The organism is Kitasatospora sp. NPDC091335 (assembly GCF_044757205.1).
Classification (GTDB): Bacteria; Actinomycetota; Actinomycetes; order Streptomycetales; family Streptomycetaceae; genus Kitasatospora.
This window is the reverse complement of sequence record NZ_JBIVUM010000007.1, coordinates 145,071-164,627: the sequence shown is the minus strand read 5'-3', so window position 1 is coordinate 164,627 and position 19,557 is coordinate 145,071. Positions and strand designations below refer to the sequence as shown.

General features: G+C 76.9%; 2 protein-coding genes. Both read left to right on the top strand.

What is annotated here, in order from left to right; all coding sequences use genetic code 11:
* Positions 1–41 precede the first annotated feature (41 nt).
* On the top strand, positions 42–4,925 hold the full coding sequence (locus ACIQOW_RS17360; protein WP_401085404.1) for a type I polyketide synthase: 4,884 nt from the start codon (positions 42–44) through the stop codon (positions 4,923–4,925).
* Between the two features lie 48 nt (positions 4,926–4,973).
* Positions 4,974–19,478 (top strand): type I polyketide synthase, encoded by a 14,505-nt coding sequence (locus ACIQOW_RS17355; protein ID WP_401085401.1) that lies wholly within the window; start codon positions 4,974–4,976, stop codon positions 19,476–19,478.
* Positions 19,479–19,557: the final 79 nt, after the last annotated feature.

Genomic DNA, 19,557 nt, shown 5'->3' with positions numbered 1-19,557 from the left:
GAACGCCCACCCGACGCTGCCGAACCCCCACCCGACCCCCTGTGAGGCCTGACATGGCGGACGAGCAGAAGCTCCGCGACTACCTCAAGCGCGTCACCGCCGAGCTGCACCAGACCCGGCAGCGCCTGCACACCGCCGAGTCGGCGGACCGGCAGCCGATCGCGATCATCGGCATGGCCTGTCGGCTGCCCGGTGGCGTGGACGGCCCGGACGCGCTGTGGCGGCTGGTGTCCGAGGGAGTCGACGCGGTCTCCGCGTTCCCCGAGGACCGCGGCTGGGTCATCGACGAGGCCGCCGAGTTCGCCCGCAGCGGCGGGTTCCTCTACGACGCGGACGGCTTCGACCCCACCCTGTTCGGCATCTCGCCGCGCGAGGCGACCGCGATGGACCCGCAGCACCGGCTGCTGCTGGAGGCCTGCTGGGAGGCGTGCGAACGCGCCGGCGTCGACCCCCACGGGCTGCGCGGCAGCAGGACCGGGGTCTTCGCCGGGCTGATGTACCGGGAGTACGCCGCGCGCGTCATCGACCTGCCCGAGGGCGTGGACGCCTACCTCGGCGTCGGCAACCTGGGCAGCGTCGCCTCCGGCCGGATCTCGTACACCCTCGGGCTGGAGGGCCCCGCGGTCACCCTGGACACCGCCTGCTCCTCCTCGCTGGTGGCCATGCACCTGGCCTGCCAGTCGCTGCGCTCCGGCGAGTCGACGCTGGCCTTCGCGGGCGGCGCGACCGTGATGGTCTCGCCGGACACCTTCGTGGGCTTCGCCCAGCAGGGCGGCCTGGCCTCGGACGGCCGCTGCAAGTCCTTCGGGGCCGGCGCGGACGGCACCGGCTGGTCCGAGGGCGTCGGCATGCTGCTGCTGGAGCGGCTCTCCGACGCGCAGCGGCTCGGGCACCCGGTGCTGGCGGTGGTGCGCGGCAGCGCCGTCAACCAGGACGGCGCCTCCAGCGGCCTGACCGCCCCGAACGGCCCCTCCCAGGAGCGGGTGATCCAGGACGCCCTGGCCGCCGCCCGGCTCACCACCCTGGACGTGGACCTCGTGGAGGGGCACGGCACCGGGACCAGGCTGGGCGACCCGATCGAGATCCAGGCCCTGCTCGCGACGTACGGTCAGGACCGGCCGGGGGACCGGCCGCTGCGGCTGGGCTCGGTCAAGTCGAACATCGGCCACACCCAGGCCGCGGCCGGCGTCGCCGGGGTGATCAAGGCGGTGCAGGCGATGCGGCACGGCACCATGCCGCGCAGCCTGCACTCCGAGGAGCCGACCCCGCAGGTCGACTGGACCGCGGGCGCCGTCCGGCTGCTGGCCGAGCCCGAGGAGTGGCCCGAGCTGGACCGGCCCCGCAGGGCCGGCGTGTCCTCCTTCGGGATCAGCGGCACCAACGCCCACGTCATCCTCGAACAGGCCCCGGCCGCGCCGGCCCCGGAGGCCGCGGACGAACCGGAGACCCCCGAACCCGGCATCGTGCCCTGGCTGCTGGCGGCCAGGACCACCGGGGCGCTGCGCGCCCAGGCCGGCCGGCTGCGGGAGTTCGTCGCCGACACGGAGCCCGGTGCGGTGGACGTCGGCCTGTCGCTGCTCTCCCGCGCGCCCCTGGAACGGCGGGCGGTGGTGCTCGGCGCCGACCGGGACCGGCTCGCCGACGGGCTCGCCGCCCTCGCGGGCGACCTGCCCGACAAGGCCGTGGTCACCGGACTGGCCGGGGAGGGCCGCAGCGCCTTCCTGTTCACCGGCCAGGGCGCGCAGCGGGCCGGGATGGGCGCCGGGCTGTACGAGGCCTTCCCGGTGTTCGCGCGGGCCTTCGACACCGTCTGCGCCGAGCTGGACCCGCACCTGACCCACTCCGTCAAGGACGTGGTGTTCGAGGGCGGCCAGGACCTCGACCAGACGGTGTGGGCACAGGCCGGACTGTTCGCCCTGGAGGTGGCGCTGTTCCGGCTGTTCGAGTCCTTCGGGGTGCTGCCCGACTACCTGCTCGGCCACTCGATCGGCGAGGTGGCCGCCGCCCACGTGTCGGGCGTGCTGTCGCTCGGCGACGCCTGCGCCCTGGTGGCGGCGCGCGGTCAGCTGATGCAGGCGCTGCCCGCCGGCGGCGCGATGCTCGCCGTGCAGGCCTCCGAGGCCGAGGTGATCGAGGCGGTCGAGGCGGTCGCCGGGCGCGCGGACGTGGCCGCGCTCAACAGCCTCGGCTCCGCGGTGGTCTCGGGCGCCGCGGACACCATCGACGAACTGGCGGCCCGCTGGACGGCCGAGGGCCGCAAGATCAGCCGGCTGACCGTCTCGCACGCCTTCCACTCCGCGCTGATGGAGCCGATGCTGGCCGAGTTCCGCGCGGTGCTGGAGACGCTCACCTTCGACGCGCCCCGGATCCCGGTCGTCTCCACCCTGACCGGAGCGGTGGAGGACGAGCTGATCTGCACCCCCGACTACTGGGTGCGCCAGGTCCGCGAGACGGTCCGCTTCGCCGAGGGCGTCGAGCACCTCAGGGACCACGGGGTGAGCCGGTTCGTGGAGCTCGGCCCCGACGGGGTGCTCACCGCGATGGCCCGCGAGGGCCTGCCCGACTCGGCGCTCACCGCGACCGCGCTGCGCAGCAGCTGGCACGAGACCGGAGTGTTCGTCACCGCCCTGGCCGAGCTGTGGACCAGGGGCACCGCCGTCGACTGGCAGGTGCTCTTCGACGGCCACGGCCGGCCCGTGGACCTGCCGGTCTACCCGTTCCAGCACGAGCCGTACTGGCTGTTCCCGATGGCCGCCCCGGCCGCCGGCCTGGCCGACCCGGGCTTCTGGGAGGCGCTCGCCGCGACCGACTCCGACGCGCTCGCCGACCGGCTCGACGTGACCGACCCCGAGGTGCGGGCCTCGCTGCGCACCGCGCTGCCGCTGCTCTCCACCTGGCACCGGCGGGGCCGGGAGGACGCCGAGGCCGCGCGGCTGCGCTACCGGGTGGGCTGGGAGCCGCTGGCGGGCACGCCCGTCCCGGCCGTCACCGGTGACTGGCTGCTGGCCGTCCCCGCGTCGCTCGCCGACGACGGCCCGGTGCGCGCCTGCCGCGAGGCGCTGACCCGGCACGGCGCCACCGTGGTGACGGTGCCGGTCGCCGCGGACGCCGCGGACCGCGCCGAGCTGGCCGAACGGCTGCGGCAGGCCGCGGGCGACGGGCGGCAGCCGGCCGGAGTGCTCTCCCTGCTGGCGCTGGAGGAGCGGCCGCACCCGGACGTCCCCGCGCTGCCCGGCGGGACGGCCACCACGCTGCTGCTCGTCCAGGCCATGCTGGACGCCGCGCTCGGCGGTCCGCTGTGGTGCGTGACGCGCGGCGCGGTGGCGCCGGCCGACCAGGAGGTGCTGGCCGCTCCGGGCCAGGCGCCGGTCTGGGGCCTGGGCCGGGTCGTCGCCCTGGAGCACCCGCAGCTGTGGGGCGGCCTGGTCGACCTGCCGGCCGGGAGCGACGTCGACGAGGAGGCGGCCGACACCCTGGTCGGCCTGCTGTCCGGCGCCGACGGCGAGGACCAGCTCGCCGTCCGCCCCGAGGGCGGCTACGCGCGCCGGCTGCGGCCGGTCGGCCCCGGGGACCCCGAGGCCCCCGCCTGGCAGCCGCGCGGCACCGTCCTGGTGACCGGCGGCACCGGCGCGCTCGGCGGTCAGGTCGCCAGGCACCTCGCCCGCGGCGGCGCCGAGCACCTGGTGCTGGTCAGCCGCGGCGGCCGCGGCGCGCCCGGCCTGGCGGAGCTGGAGGCCGAGCTGACGGCGCTCGGCGCCCGCGTCACGGTGGCCGCCTGCGACCTGGCGGACCGCGCGGACGTCGCCCGGCTGGTCGGCGAACTCGAAGCCGCCGAACCGGCGTTGCGCGCGGTCGTGCACGCCTCGGGGATCAGCCACTCGGCGCCGCTGGGCGAGACGGGCTTCGCCGAACTCGACCGCACCGCGGCCGGAAAGGTCGCGGGCGCCCGGCACCTGGACGAACTGCTCGACACCCGCCGGCTGGACGCGATCGTCCACTTCTCCTCCATCGCGGGCGTCTGGGGCGTCGGCGAGCAGGCCTGCTACGCCGCCGCCAACGCCTACCTCGACGCCCTGGCACAGCGGCGCGACGCCGAGGGCGTGCGCGCGATCGCGATCGCCTGGGGCCCGTGGGACGGCGGCGGCATGGTCGACCAGGCGATCAAGGAGCCGATGCGCCGGCGCGGCATCTCGCTGCTGGAGCCCGAGCGGGCGATGCGCGCCTTCCAGCAGGCGATGGACCAGGACGGCGGCTCGGTGACCGTCGCCGACATCGCGTGGGAGCGGTTCGTCTCCTCCTTCACCGCCCTGCGGCCGAACCGGTTCTTCGACGAACTCCCCGAGGTGCGCGCTCTCCTCGCCGAGGCGCCCGCCGCCGCCGACGAGGACCAGGGCAGGCTCACCGCCCTGCGTGAGCGGCTGACCGGCCTGCCCGCCGACGACCGGGACCTCGTCCTCGTCGACCTGGTGCGCGGGCACGCCGCGGCCGTCCTGGGACACGACGGCGCGGCCGCGATCGACCTCGACCGGCCGTTCCGGGACTTCGGCTTCGACTCGCTCGCCGCCGTGGAACTGCGCAACCGCCTCGGCCTGGCCACCGGCCTGTCGCTGCCCGCCACGGTGGTGTTCGACCACCCGACGCCCGCGGTGCTCGCCGCCCACCTGCTGGAGCTGGCGCTGCCCGCCGACGGGTCGGCGGCGCTGCCCTCCGGCGCGGAACTCGACCTGCTCGAAGCGGCGTTGCTGGCCAGGCCGGAGGACGACATCGACCGGGTCCGGGTGGTGCTGCGGCTGGAGGCCCTGCTCACCAGGCACCGCGGCGGGGGCGGCGGGGACGCCGACTTCGACGAGCTGCGGGACCAGCTCAGCAGGGCCAGCAACGAAGAGCTTTTCGATGTGATCGACCGGGATCTCGGCCTCTCGTGAGCCGGGGTGCGTGGTGGCCGGGGACAATCTTGGAGGGTGGCTTTTTCCATGGCAGATGATGCGCAGCGGCTTCGCGACTACCTGACCCGGGTGGTTGCCGAACTGCACCAGACCCGTCGGCGGATCAAGGACATGGAGTCCGCGGCGAACGAGCCGATCGCGATCGTCGGGATGAGCTGCCGGTACCCGGGTGACGTGCGCTCGGCCGCCGACCTGTGGCGGCTGGTCGACACCGGCCAGGACGCCATCGGCCCGCTGCCCGCGAACCGCGGCTGGGACCTGTCGGTGGCCCAGGACCCGTCCTGGGCGGGCGGGTTCATCGAGGACGCCGGGGAGTTCGACGCCGACCTGTTCGGCATCTCGCCGCGCGAGGCACTGGCGATGGAGCCCCAGCAGCGGCTGCTCCTGGAGACCTCCTGGAAGGCCTTCGAGGACGCCGGGATCGACCCGCTGTCGCTGCGCGGATCGCACACCGGCGTGTTCGTCGGCGTCACCTCGGTCAGCTACGGCCCGGGGATGGACCTGCCGCCGGACGTCCTCGGCCACCTGATGACCGGCACCGCCTCCAGCATCGCCTCCGGCCGGGTGTCGTACACCTTCGGCCTGGAGGGTCCCGCCGTCACGGTGGACACCGCCTGTTCCTCCTCGCTGGTCGCCCTGCACATCGCGGTCCAGGCGCTGCGCGAGGGCACCTGCGACCTGGCGCTGGCCGGCGGCGTCACGGTGATGACGACCCCGATGCAGATCGTCGAGTTCGGCCGGCAGGGCGGACTGGCCTCGGACGGCCGCTGCAAGGCCTTCTCGGAGGAGGCCGACGGGGCCGGCTGGTCCGAGGGCATCGGCCTGCTGCTGGTCGAGCGGCTGAGCGACGCCCGCCGGCGCGGCCACCGGGTCCTCGCCGTGGTGCGCGGCAGCGCGATGAACCAGGACGGCGCCTCCAACGGCCTGACCGCGCCGAACGGCCCGTCCCAGGAGCGGGTGATCCGGCGGGCGCTGGCCAACGCCCAGCTCACCGTCGAGGACGTGGACGCCGTGGAGGGCCACGGCACCGGCACCCGCCTCGGCGACCCGATCGAGGCCGGCGCCCTGCTGGCCACCTACGGGCGCGGCCGCTCCCCGGAGCGCCCGCTCTGGCTCGGCTCGGTCAAGTCGAACATCGGCCACACCCAGTCGGCCGCCGGGGTGGCCGGCGTGATCAAGATGGTCATGGCGATGCGCGAGGGCGTCCTGCCGCCCTCGCTGTTCGCCGACCGCCCGTCGAGCAAGGTGGACTGGTCGCCCGGGGCCGTCCGGCTGCTGGGCGAGGGCCGGCCGTGGCCCGAGGCGGACCGGCCCCGCCGGGCCGGCGTCTCCTCGTTCGGCATGAGCGGCACCAACGCGCACGTCATCCTGGAGCAGGCGCCCGAGTTCGAGCCCGCCGCCGAGGCCGAGGAGAGCGCCGAGGGGGGCGCCGGGGACGCCGGGCCGGCGGCACTGCTCGCCGGCCCGCTGCCGTGGCTGCTGGCCGCCAAGACCGCGGACGGGCTGCGCGGACAGGCCGTCCGGCTGCGGGACTTCGCCGCCGCGGACGGCTCCCCGGACGCGGCCGACATCGCCCGCTCCCTGCCGGACCGGGCCGCGCTGCCCGCCAGGGCCGTGGTGCTGGGCGCCGGGCACGCCGAACTGCTGGCCGGGCTGGACGCGCTGGCCGGCGGCGAGTCGGCGGCCGGCCTGGTGCGCGGCGACGCCGCCGGGGCCGCCGGGGTGGTCTTCGTCTTCCCCGGGCAGGGCAGCCAGTGGGCCGGGATGGCCCGCGAACTGCGGGACGCCTCACCGGCGTTCCGCCGCCGGCTGGAGGAGTGCGAGGCTGCGCTGGCCCCGTTCACGGACTGGTCGCTCACCGAGGTGCTCGCCGACGCGGAGGCGCTCGCCCGGGTGGACGTCGTCCAGCCGGTGCTGTGGTCCGTCATGGTGTCGCTGGCCGAGGCCTGGCGCTCCCTCGGGGTGCGCCCGGCGGCGGTCGTCGGCCACTCCCAGGGCGAGATCGCGGCGGCCGTCGTCGCGGGCGCGCTCTCCCTGGAGGACGGCGCCCGGGTCGTGGCGCTGCGCAGCCGCGCCCTGGCCGTCCTCGCGGGCCGAGGCGGCATGGTCTCCGTCCCGGCCGGCCGGGAGCAGGTCGCCGAGCTGATCGCGCCCTGGGCCGGGCGGCTCGGCGTGGCGGCGCGGAACGGGCCCGCCTCGACCGTGGTCTCCGGCGAGGCCGGGCCGGTCGAGGAACTGCTGGCGCTCTGCGAGGAGCGCGGCGTGCGGGCCCGCCGGATCCCGGTGGACTACGCCTCGCACTCGCCGCAGGTCGAGGAGCTGCGCGAGCGGATCCTCGCCGACCTCGCGCCGGTCGCGCCGCGCACCGCGGCCGTCGCGTTCTACTCCACCGTCACCGGCGGCACGATCGACACCGCGCGGATGGGCGCCGGGTACTGGTACGAGAACCTGCGCTCCCCGGTGCGCTTCGAGGAGGCGACCAGGGCGCTGCTGGCCGACGGCCGGTCGGTGTTCGTGGAGAGCAGCCCGCACCCGGTGCTGACCATCGGCATCCAGGACACCGCCGAGGACGCCGGCACCAGGGCCACCGTGACCGGGACGCTGCGCCGCGACGACGGCGGCCCCGACCGCCTGCTGGCCGGCGCCGCCGAACTGTGGACCGCCGGCGTCGCCGTGGACTGGCACCGGGCCTTCGGCGGCGGCCGGCCCGTCGCGCTGCCCACGTACGCGTTCCAGCGCCGCAGGTACTGGCCCGACCCGCTGCCGCCGCAGGCCGCGACGGGCGGCGGCGCCGACCCGGCCGAGACCCGGTTCTGGGACGCGGTCGAACGCCAGGACACCGACGAACTGGCCGGCACGCTGCGGCTGGAGGAGGCCCGCGGACTCCTGGACGAGGTGCTGCCCGCGCTGGCCGGCTGGCACCGCGGCCGCCGCCGCGGCGCGACGCTCGACTCCTGGCGCTACCGGGTCACCTGGACCCCCGTCCCCGACCTGCCCGCGCACCCCAGGCTCGGCGGCCGCTGGCTGCTCGTCCTCGCGGAGGGCGACGACGGCGGCGCGGTGGCCGAGGCGCTGCGCTCCGCCGGGGCGGACCTCGCCACGCTGACCGTCGCCGACGGCGCCGAACGGGCCGGGCTGGCCGCGCGGCTGACCGCCGAAGGCCCCGTCGACGGCGTGGTCTCGCTGCTGGCGACCGCCGGGGACACCGGAGGAACCCCGGCCGGGCCGGTCTCGACCGTCACCCTGATCCAGGCCCTCGGCGACGCCGACCTCGACGCACCGCTGTGGACGCTCACCGCCGGCGCGGTCTCGATCGGCCGCTCCGACCCGCTGCGCAGCGCCGAGCAGGCCCTCACCTGGGGCCTCGGCCGGGTCGCCGCCCTGGAGTACCCGCGCCGCTGGGGCGGGCTGATCGACCTGCCGGCCACGGTGGACGCGCGCACCGGCGCCCGGCTGGCGGCGCTGCTCGGCGGCGCCGCCGGGGCCGAGGACCAGCTCGCCGTGCGCGGCTCCGGGGTGTACGCCCGCCGCCTCGCGCGCGCCCCGCGCCCGACCGGGACGCCCCTGGAGCTGCCGGGTTCGGTCCTGGTCACCGGCGGCACCGGCGCGCTCGGCGCGGTGGTCGCCCGCTGGCTGGCCGGCCGGGGCGTGCCCCACCTGATCCTGGTCGGCCGCCGGGGTGCGGCCGCGCCGGGCACTGAGGAGCTGGTGGCCGAGCTGACCGCGCTGGGCACCCTGGTCACCGTGGCGGCCTGCGACGTGACCGACCGGGACGCCCTCGCGGGCGTGCTGGCCCAGACGCCCGCCGAGTTCCCGCTGGTCGGCGTTGTACACGCGGCCGGCGTCGGCCAGGCCATGATGCTCGACCGCACCGGCCCGGCCGAACTCGCCGAGGTGCTCGGCGGCAAGGTCGCCGGAGCGCTGCACCTGGACGAGCTGACCCGAGGGCTCGACCTGCGGATGTTCGTCACCTTCGCCTCCGGCGCCGGGATCTGGGGCAGCGGCGGCCAGGCGGCCTACGCCGCCGCCAACGCCTACCTCGACGCGCTCGTGGTACGCCGCCGGGTGCAGGGCCTGCCGGGGACCTCGGTCTCCTGGGGTGCCTGGGGCAGCGTCGGCATGGCCGCCGACGAGGCCGCCGCCGACCACCTGCGCGAGCGCGGCATGGTGCCGATGGACCCCGAACTGGCCGTCGAGGCGCTCGGCCAGGCCGTCGACGCGGGCGAGGACTGCCTGACCGTCGCCGACATCGACTGGCCGCGCTTCGTCGACACCTTCACCGCCACCCGGGTCAGCCCGCTGCTCGCCGACCTCGCCGAGGCCAGGCAGCCGGAGGCGCCGGCCGAGGACGAGCAGCGCCCCGACCTCGCCCGCCGGCTCGCCCCGCTGCCCGAGCAGCAGCGGCGGCAGATCCTGCTGGACCTGGTCCGCACCGAGGTCGCCGCCGTGCTCAAGCACCCGGACCTGCGGGCCGTCGAGGCCGTGCGCACCTTCAAGGACCTGGGCTTCGAGTCGCTCACCGCCGTCGAGCTGCGCAACCGGCTCAACCGGGAGACCGGCCTGCGGCTGCCCGCGACCATGGTCTTCGACCACCCGACGCCGACCGCCCTGGTGGCCTACCTGGAGCGGGAGCTGGACCTCGGCGACATCGCCGCCGGGGCCGACGACCCCGCCGCGGCCGCGCCGGTCGGCCTGGACGAGCCGATCGCGATCGTCGGCATGGGCTGCCGCTTCCCCGGCGGCGTCCGCTCGCCCGAGGACCTCTGGCGGCTGGTCGCCGACGGGACGGACGCGCTCGCCTCCTTCCCGGCCGACCGCGGCTGGCCGGAGCGGATGCCGGGCGTGGACACCAGCGTCGGCGGTTTCGTGGACGACGCCACCGAGTTCGACGCCGGCATGTTCGGGATCTCGCCGCGCGAGGCGCTGGCGATGGACCCGCAGCAGAGGCTGCTGCTGGAGGCCGCCTGGGAGGCCTTCGAAGCCGCCGGCATCGACCCCCACACCATGCGGGGCAGCCGGACGGGCGTGTTCGCGGGCGCCTCCTCCTCGGGGTACGGGCACGGACAGCTGCTCGAAGGCGTCGAGGGACACGTGCTGTCCGGCACCTCGAACAGCGTGATCTCCGGCCGCGTCTCGTACGTCTTCGGCCTGGAGGGCCCGGCCGTCACGGTGGACACCGCCTGCTCCTCCTCGCTGGTGGCGCTGCACCTGGCGATCCAGGCGCTGCGGGTCGGCGAGTGCGGCATGGCGCTGGCCGGCGGCGTGGCCGTGATGGTGAACGCCGGCGCGTTCGGCGAGTTCAACCGGCAGGGCGGGCTGGCCTCCGACGGCCGCTGCAAGGCCTTCGCGGCCGGCGCGGACGGCACCGGCTGGGGCGAGGGCGTCGGCGTGCTGGTCCTGGAGCGGCTCTCCGACGCGGAGCGCAACGGGCACCGGGTGCTCGCGGTGGTACGGGGCAGCGCGGTCAACCAGGACGGCGCGTCCAACGGCCTGACGGCGCCCAACGGCCCTTCGCAGGAACGGGTGATCCGGCAGGCGCTGGCCAACGCCCGGCTCTCCTCCGAGGACGTGGACGCGGTGGAGGCGCACGGCACCGGCACCCGCCTCGGCGACCCGATCGAGGCCCAGGCGCTGCTGGCCACCTACGGCCGGGAGCGGCCGGCGGACCGTCCGCTCTGGCTGGGGACGGTGAAGTCCAACATCGGGCACGCCCAGGCCGCGGCCGGGGTGGCCGGACTGATCAAGGCGGTGCAGTCGCTGCGCCACGGCGTGCTGCCCGCCACCCTGCACGTCGACGAGCCGACGCCGCAGGTGGACTGGTCGGCGGGTGCGGTGGAGCTGCTGACCGAGGCCAGGCCGTGGCCGGAGGCCGACCGGCCCCGGCGGATCGGCGTCTCCGCCTTCGGCATCAGCGGCACCAACGCCCATGTGGTGCTGGAGCAGGCGCGGGCCGAGGAGCCGGCTCCGGCGCCTTCGGCCGGGGAACCGGCCGGGCCGACGCCGTGGGTGGTTTCGGCGCAGAGTGCCGGGGCGCTCAGGGCCCAGGCGGCGCGGCTGGCCGGGTGGCTGGACTCCGACGCCCGCCCGCGGGACGTGGCGTGGTCGCTGGCCACCGGACGGGCCGGGCTCGCCCACCGCGCGGTGGTGCTCGGCGGCGACCGGGCGGCGATGCTGGACGGCCTGGCCGCGCTGGCGGACGGGCGCCCCTCGGGCGGCGTGGTCGCCGGGGTGGCGAGCGAGGGCCGGACGGCCTTCCTGTTCACCGGTCAGGGTGCCCAGCGGGCCGGGATGGGCTCCGGGTTGTACGCGCGGTTCCCGGTGTTCGCCCAGGCGCTGGACACGGTCTGCGCGGAGTTCGACCTGCTGCTGGACCGTCCGCTCAAGGACGTGGTGTTCGGCGGCGCGGACCTGGACCGTACGGTGTGGGCGCAGGCCGGGCTGTTCGCCGTCGAGGTGGCCGCGTACCGGCTGGTGGAGTCCTGGGGCGTGGCCCCGGACGTGCTGCTCGGGCACTCGATCGGCGAGATCGCCGCGGCCCACGTCGCCGGGGTGCTCCCGCTGCCGGACGCCTGCGTCCTGGTGGCGGCGCGGGGCCGGCTGATGCAGGCGCTGCCGGGCGGCGGCGCGATGCTCGCGGTGCGGGCCGACGAGGCCGAGGTGCGTGCGGAGATCGGCGCGCGGCTGGACGTCGCGGCCGTCAACGGGCCTTCCTCGGTGGTGGTTTCGGGCCCGGCGGAGGTGGTCGAGGAGTTCGCCGAGCGCTGGTCGGCTGAGGGCCGCAAGACCCACCGGCTGGCCGTCTCGCACGCCTTCCACTCGGCGCTGATGGAGCCGATGCTCGACGAATTCGCCGCAGTCCTGGCAGAGTTGACGTTCAGTGAGCCCAGGGTTCCGATCGTCTCCGGCCTGACCGGCGAACTCGCCGCGCCCGGGCTGCTGTCGACGCCCGACTACTGGGTGCGGCAGGTCCGCGAGGCGGTCCGCTTCGCCGACGGCGTCGAGGCACTGCGCCGCCGGGGCGTCACCCGCTTCGTCGAACTGGGCCCCGACGCCGTGCTGTCCGGCCTGGCCGGACAGGTCGTCGCGGACGCCGCGTTCGCGCCGGTGATGCGCCGCGACCGGGACGAGGCCGGAACGGCGCTGACCGCGCTCGCCGAGCTGTGGACGGCCGGCGCCGGGATCGACTGGCCGTCCGTCCTGCCGGCCGGGCGCCGGGTGGCGCTGCCGACGTACGCCTTCCAGCGCGTGCGCTACTGGCCGGAGCCGATCGACCTGGGCGCCTTCGCGGTCGACCCCGTCGAGGCGCGGTTCTGGGAGGCGGTCGAGCGCGAGGACCCGGCCGGGCTCGCCGAGACGCTCGACCTCGACCGGACGCCCGAGGCGTTCGACGCGGTCCTGCCGGTGCTGTCCTCGTGGCGGCAGCGGCGCCGGGCCGACTCGGTGGTGGACGGGTGGCGCTACCGGGTGACCTGGAAGCCGCTGGCCGGCCTCGCCGACGACACCCTGCCGGGGCGGTGGCTGGTGGTCACCGCCACCGGGGCCGCTGATCCCGGCATCGAGGCGGCGCTGGTGGCCGCCGGGGCCGAGGTCGTCACGCTGGCCGTCGACGGCGCCGGCCGGGAGGAACTGGCCGGGCGGATCGGCGTGCTGGCCTCCGACGGCGAGCCGGCGGGCGTGCTCTCGCTGCTCGCCGCCGCCGAGGGCCCGCACGCCGAGGGCTCGGTGGTGCCGGCCGGCGTCGCCGCGACGCTGCTGCTGGTGCAGGCCCTGGGTGACGCGGGCGTCCGGGCCAGGCTCTGGGCGGTGACGGCCGGCGCGGTCTCGGTCGGCCGGGCGGACCGGCTGGTGAGCCCGGTCCAGGCGCAGGTGTGGGGTCTGGGTCGGGTCGCGGCGCTGGAACTCCCCGAGCTGTGGGGCGGTCTGATCGACCTTCCCGCCGTGCTGGACGAGCGGGCGGGCCGACGTCTGGCCGCCGTGCTGGGCGGCGCGGGCGAGGACCAGGTGGCCGTCCGCTCCTCGGGCGTCTTCGGCCGCCGGCTGGTACGGGCGCCGCAGCCCGTGCCCGCCGCGCCGTGGGTGCCGTCGGGGCCGGTGCTGGTGACCGGTGGGACGGGTGCGCTGGGTGCCGAGACGGCGCGTTGGCTGGCCGGTCGGGGGGTGCCGAAGCTGGTGCTGACCAGTCGTCGGGGCGCGGAGGCGCCGGGCGTCGCCGAGCTGGTGGCGGAGCTTTCGGAGCTGGGCAGTGAGGTGGTGGTGGCTGCCTGTGGGGCGACCGACCGGGAGGGGCTGGCGGCGCTGCTCGCCGAGCACCGGCCGACCGGCGTGGTGCACACCGCCGGCGTGGCGGACGACGACGTGCTGGCCGCCCAGACACCGGAGCGCTTCGAGGCGGTGTTCTCCGGCAAGGCCGGCGGCGTGGCGCTGCTGGACGAGCTGACCGCGGGGCTCGACCTCGACCTGTTCGTGGTCTTCTCCTCGATCGCGGCCACCTGGGGCGGCGGCAGCCAGGGCTCCTACGCGGCCGCCAACGCCTACCTGGACGCGGTGGTGGAGGCCCGCCGGGCGCGCGGTCTGCGCGGCACCTCGGTCGCCTGGGGCCCGTGGGGCGGCGGCGGCATGGCCGCCCAGGGGGAGACGGAGGAAGTGCTGCGCCGCCGCGGCCTGGCCACGATGGACCCGCGGCTCGCGGTGCTCGCCCTGGCCCGGGCCGTGGACGGCGACGAGGCCTGCGTGACCGTGGCCGACGTGGACTGGGAGCAGTTCGCGCCGGTCTTCCTGTCGGCGCGGGCCGGCACCCTGTTCGCGGACCTGCCGGAGGCCGGTGCGGCGCTCGCCCCGGTGGCCGAGGCCGCCGAGCAGGCGTCCGCGTTCCGCCAGGAGCTGGCGGCCGCGCCGGGCGGGCGCCGGGAGCGGATGCTGCTGGACCTGGTCAGGGCCAGGGCGGCGACGGCCCTGGGCCACGCCTCGGCGGAGGCCGTGGACGCCGGGCAGGCGTTCCGCGACCTCGGCTTCGACTCACTGACCGCGGTGACGCTGCGGAACCTGCTGACCAGGGACACCGGGCTGGCACTGCCCGCCACCCTCGCCTTCGACTACCCGACGCCGACCGTGCTGGCCGGCTATCTGACGGGCGAACTGCTGGGCGGCGAACTGCCGGGCCACGAGGCCCCGTCGACGGCCGCTCCCGACACTCCCGCCGGGGCCGCGGCGATGGCCGGCGACCCGGTCGTGATCGTCGGCATGAGCGCCCGCTACCCCGGCGGGGTGGGCTCGGCGGACGAGCTGTGGGACCTGGTGGCCGGGGGACTCGACGGCGTCACCGGCTTCCCGGCGGACCGCGGCTGGTCGCTCGACGGCCTGGCGGTCGAGGCGGCGCGCGGCGGCTTCGTCGAGAGCGTGACGGAGTTCGACGCGGCCCTGTTCGGCATCAGCCCGCGTGAGGCGCTGGCGATGGACCCGCAGCAGCGGATCCTGCTGGAGGCCTCCTGGGAGGCCTTCGAGGACGCCGGGATCGATCCGCGCTCGGTGCGCGGCGGACAGGTCGGCGTCTTCGTCGGCGCCTCCTCCTCGGGCTACGGCGCCGCCGGGGGACTGGACGACCCGCAGGGGCACCTGCTGGCCGGGACGGCGAACAGCGTGATCTCCGGCCGGGTGGCGTACACCTTCGGCCTGGAGGGCCCGGCGGTCACCGTCGACACCGCCTGCTCCTCCTCCCTGGTGGCCCTGCACTGGGCCGCGCAGGCGCTGCGCGAGGGCGACTGCGAGCTGGCGCTGGTGGGCGGGGTCACGGTGATGGTGACCCCGGTGACCTTCGGCGAGTTCGACCGCCAGGGCGGGCTGGCCTCCGACGGCCGCTGCAAGTCCTTCGCGTCCGGCGCGGACGGGACGGGCTGGGGCGAGGGCGTCGGCGTCCTGGTGGTGGAGCGCCTCTCCGACGCCCGCCGCCACGGGCACCGGGTGCTGGCGGTGGTCCGGGGGAGCGCCGTCAACCAGGACGGTGCGTCCAACGGCCTGACCGCGCCGAACGGCCCCGCCCAGCAGCGGGTGATCCGCCAGGCCCTGGCCAACGCCGCCCTGGGCACCGCCGACGTGGACGTGGTCGAGGCGCACGGCACCGGCACCACCCTGGGCGACCCGATCGAGGCCCAGGCCCTGCTGGCCACCTACGGGCAGGACCGTGCCGGCGAGCCGCTCTGGCTCGGCTCGATCAAGTCCAACATCGGCCACACCCAGGCCGCCGCCGGCGTCGCCGGGGTGATCAAGATGGTGCGGGCGATCCACCACGGCGTGCTGCCGGCCACCCTGCACGTGGACGAGCCGTCCCGGGAGGTCGACTGGTCGGCCGGCGCGGTGGAACTGCTCACCGAGGCCCGCCCGTGGCCCGAGGCGGACCGACCGCGCCGCGCGGCCGTCTCCTCCTTCGGCATCAGCGGCACCAACGCCCACGTCATCATCGAGCAGCCCGAACCCGAACCCCGGGCCGAGCCTCCCGTCAGGGACACCGCGGCGGGCCCCGTCCCGTGGCTGCTGTCGGCCCGTACGGCCGAGGGACTGCGCGGTCAGGCCGACCGGCTGCGCCGCTTCGCCCTGGCCGGCGCCGCGGACCTCCACGACGTCGGCCGGTCGCTGGCCACCACCCGCGCGGCGCTGGAGCACCGGGCGGTCGTGGTCGGCGCCGACCGGGAGGAGCTGGTCCGCGCGCTGGCCGCCGTCGCCGACGGCACGCCGGGCGCGGCCTTCTCCGGCGTCGCGGGCGACGGGCGGGTGGTGTTCCTGTTCACCGGCCAGGGCTCGCAGCGGGCCGGCATGGGGCGCGAACTCCACGCCCGGTACCCGGTGTTCGCGGAGGCCTTCGACGCGGTCTGCGCGGAGTTCGACCTGCTGCTGGACCGGCCGGTCAGGGAGGCGGTGTTCGAGGGCACGGACCTGGACCGGACGGTGTGGGCGCAGGCCGGGCTGTTCGCCGTCGAGGTGGCGCTGTTCCGGCTGCTGGAGTCCTGGGGGGTGGTCCCGGACGCGCTGCTCGGCCACTCGATCGGCGAGATCGCCGCGGCCCACGTCGCCGGGGTGTTCTCCCTCCCCGACGCCTGCGCCCTGGTGGCGGCCCGCGGACGGCTGATGGAGGCGCTGCCGGGCGGCGGTGCGATGCTGGCCGTCCAGGCCACCGAGGCCGAGGTCAGGGCGGCGATCGGCGACCGGCTCGACGTGGCCGCCGTCAACGGCCCGGCCGCCGTGGTGGTCTCCGGCCCGGCCGAGGCGGTCGAGGAGTTCGCCGCCCGCTGGTCGGCGGACGGGGTGCGGACGCACCGGCTGACCGTCTCGCACGCCTTCCACTCCGCCCTGATGGAGCCGATGCTCGCCGAGTTCGCCGGCGTCCTGAAGGGCCTGGCCTTCGGCGAGCCGCGCATTCCGGTGGTCTCCGGACTGACCGGCGAACCCGCCGGGCCCGGGCTGCTGTCCGGCCCCGACTACTGGGTGCGCCAGGTCCGCGAGGCCGTCCGCTTCGCCGACGGCGTCGAGTCCCTGCACCGCCAGGGCCTGACCAGGTTCCTCGAACTGGGCCCCGACGGCGTGCTGTCCGCGCTGGTGGCCCCGATCGTCCCCGGCCAGGTCGGAGTGCCGATGCTGCGCGAGGGCCGGGACCACGCGCGGGCCGCCGTCGGACGGCTGTGGACGGCCGGCGTGCCGGTGGACTGGGCCGCGGTGCTGCCGGCCGGCCGGCCGGTCGGCCTGCCGACGTACGCCTTCCAGCGGGACCGCTACTGGCCGGAGCCGGTGGCGGCGCCGCGGCAGTCCGTCGACCCGCTGGAGGAGCGGTTCTGGGAGGCGGTCGAGCGCGAGGACCTCGGCGAGCTGGCCGAGACCCTGGACGCCCGCCCCGAGGCCGTGGAGACGGCGCTGACCGCGCTCTCCTCGTGGCGCCGCCGCCGGCGGCAGGACGCGCGCACCGACGCCTGGCGCCACCGGGTGCTCTGGCGGCCGGTCACCGCGCCGGCCGGCCGCGCCGCGCTGGACGGGACCTGGCTGGTCGTCGCCCCGGAGGGCGCGGAGCTGGCGGCCGAGGCGCAGAGCTGCCTGGTCGCCGCCGGGGCCGGGACCCTCAGGCTGTCCGTCGGCACCGACAGCACCGACGGCGGCGACGGGCCGGAGGGCACCGGCCGGGCGGCCCTGGCCGGACGGATCACGGCCGCACTGGACGGCGCCGGCCGGGTCGCGGGCGTGCTCGCCGTGCTCGGCGACCGGGTCGCCGGACTGGCGACGCTCGCCCAGGCCCTGGACGACACCGGGCTGGGCGCCCCGCTCTGGGCCGTCACCTGCGGCGCGGTCTCCACCGGCCCCGCGGACCCGCCGGCCGACCCCGGCCAGGCCACCGTCTGGGGCCTCAGCCGGGGCCTGGACCTGGCCGGTCCCGACTGCTGGGGCGGGATCGTCGACCTGCCGGCCCGGCGGGACGCCGCCGCCTGGGAGCGCTTCGCCCAGGCGCTCGCCGGCACCGAGCGGGAGGCCGCGATCCGCGACGGGCGGGTCTTCGCCCGCCGGCTCGTCCCCGCCCCGGCCGGGGCGGCGGCCGAGCACGTGCGCTGGCCGGACTCCGGCACCGTCCTGGTCACCGGCGGCACCGGCGCGCTCGGCCGGCGGGTCGCCCGCCGGCTGGCCGAACAGGGCGTGCCGCGCCTGCTGCTGACCGGCCGGCGCGGCCCGGCGGCACCCGGCGTCGCCGACCTGCTCGCCGAACTCGCCGGACTGGGCACCGAGGCGACCGTCGCGGCCTGCGACGTCGCCGACCGGGCGGCGCTCGCCGCACTGCTCGCCGCGATCCCCGCCGGGCACCCGCTGCGCGCGGTCGTGCACGCGGCCGGGGTCGGCGACGACACCACGGCGGACGCGCTCACCCCGGCCGGCATCGCCGGGGTGCTGCGGCCCACCGTGGACGGCGCCCGCCACCTGCACGAACTGACCGAGGGCCTGGACCTGGACGCCTTCGTGCTGTTCTCCTCGGTGGCCGGGGTCTGGGGCGCGGCCCAGCCCGCCAGGGCGGCGGCCAACGCCTACCTGGACGCGCTGGCCGAGGCCCGGCGGGCCGCGGGCCTGCCGGCCACCTCGATCGCCTGGGGGCCGTGGGCGGACGGAAGCGGGCTGACCGCCGACGCCACCGCCCTGCTGGCCCGCACCGGGCTGCGGTCGCTGGACCCGGAGGCCGCGCTCGACCTGCTCACCCGGCTGCCCCAGGAGCCCTGCCTCACCGTCGCGGACGTCGACTGGGAGCGCTTCGCCGCCTCGTACACGCTCAGCCGGCCGCGCCGGCTGCTGGACGAGATCCCGGCCGCCCGGCGGACCGCCGGCGCGCCGGACCGGCAGGCCGGGGCGGACACGGCGGCGCTGCGCGAGCGGCTCGCCGGGCTGCCGGCCGAGGAGCGGCGGCGGGCCGTGCTCGACCTGGTCCGCGCCCACGCCGCCACCGTGCTGGGCCACGACGGCGCCGAGGCGGTCGGCCCCGAGCAGCCGTTCCTCGAACTGGGCGTCAACTCGCTCAGCGCGATCGAGCTGCGGGACCGGATCCAGGCGGCGGTCGGCACCCCGCTGGCGAGCACCGTGGTGTTCGACAGCGGGACGGCGGCGGAACTCGCCCGGCGGGTGGAGGAGGCCCTCGGCGGGGCCGACGCCCCCGCCGAGCCCCGCGAGCGGACCGGCCTGCTGCGCACCCTGTACGGCGAGTCGATGCGCCAGGACAAGCTCCACAAGTTCATGGAGTTCCTGTCCGACGCGGCCTCCTACCGGCCGATGTTCAGCACCCCCGAGGAGGTCACCGTCCCGCCCGCGCCGGTCTTCCTGGCGCGCGGGCCGAAGCGGCCGAGGGTGGTCTGCCACACCGGAATGTCGGCGCTCGGCGGCGTCCACGAGTTCGCCCGCTTCGCCGCCTCCTTCAACGGCAGCCACGACGTGATCGCGCTGCCGCTGCCCGGCTACCGGGAGGGGGAGGAACTGCCCGCCACACCGGAGGCCTCGCTGGACTGGCAGGCCAGGACGCTGGTCGAGGCCGCCGGGGACGCGCCGTTCGTGCTCCTCGGGCACTCCGGCGGCGGGCTGCTCGCCCACCGGCTGACCCACCACCTGGAGGCGATCGGCGTGCCGGTGGCCGGCGTGGTGCTGGTGGACACGTACCCGATGGACCGTCCGATGCACAACGAGTGGCTGGACGAGCTGACCGAGGGCACCTTCGGGCGCGAGGAGCTGGCCGTGCCGATGACCGACACCCGGCTGACCGCCCAGGCCTGGTACGGCCGGATGTACCTCGGCTTCCAGGCGGAGGAGGTCGCCGCGCCCACCCTGGTGGTCCGGGTCCAGGAGCCGATCGGGGAGTGGACCAGGGAGGACGACTGGCGGGCCACCTGGGACCGGCCGCACCGCACGGTGGATGTCCCCGGCAACCACTTCACGGTGATGATGGAGCACGGCGCCACCACCGCCGCGGCCGTCCGGGAGTGGCTGGACACCGTGGTCGACCCCGGCGAGGGCACCGCCGCCGGGTGACCGGGGACGGAAACCGCCCGGGAGCGTCTCGGACGCTCCCGGGCGGTTCGGGCTTCCCGGTCCCGCGGCGGCCGGCCCG

What these genes read in the sequence shown, in the direction of transcription:
- ACIQOW_RS17355 (WP_401085401.1), top strand. Translation starts at nt 4,974, where the DNA reads ATGGCAGATGATGCGCAGCGGCTTCGCGACTACCTGACCCGGGTGGTT.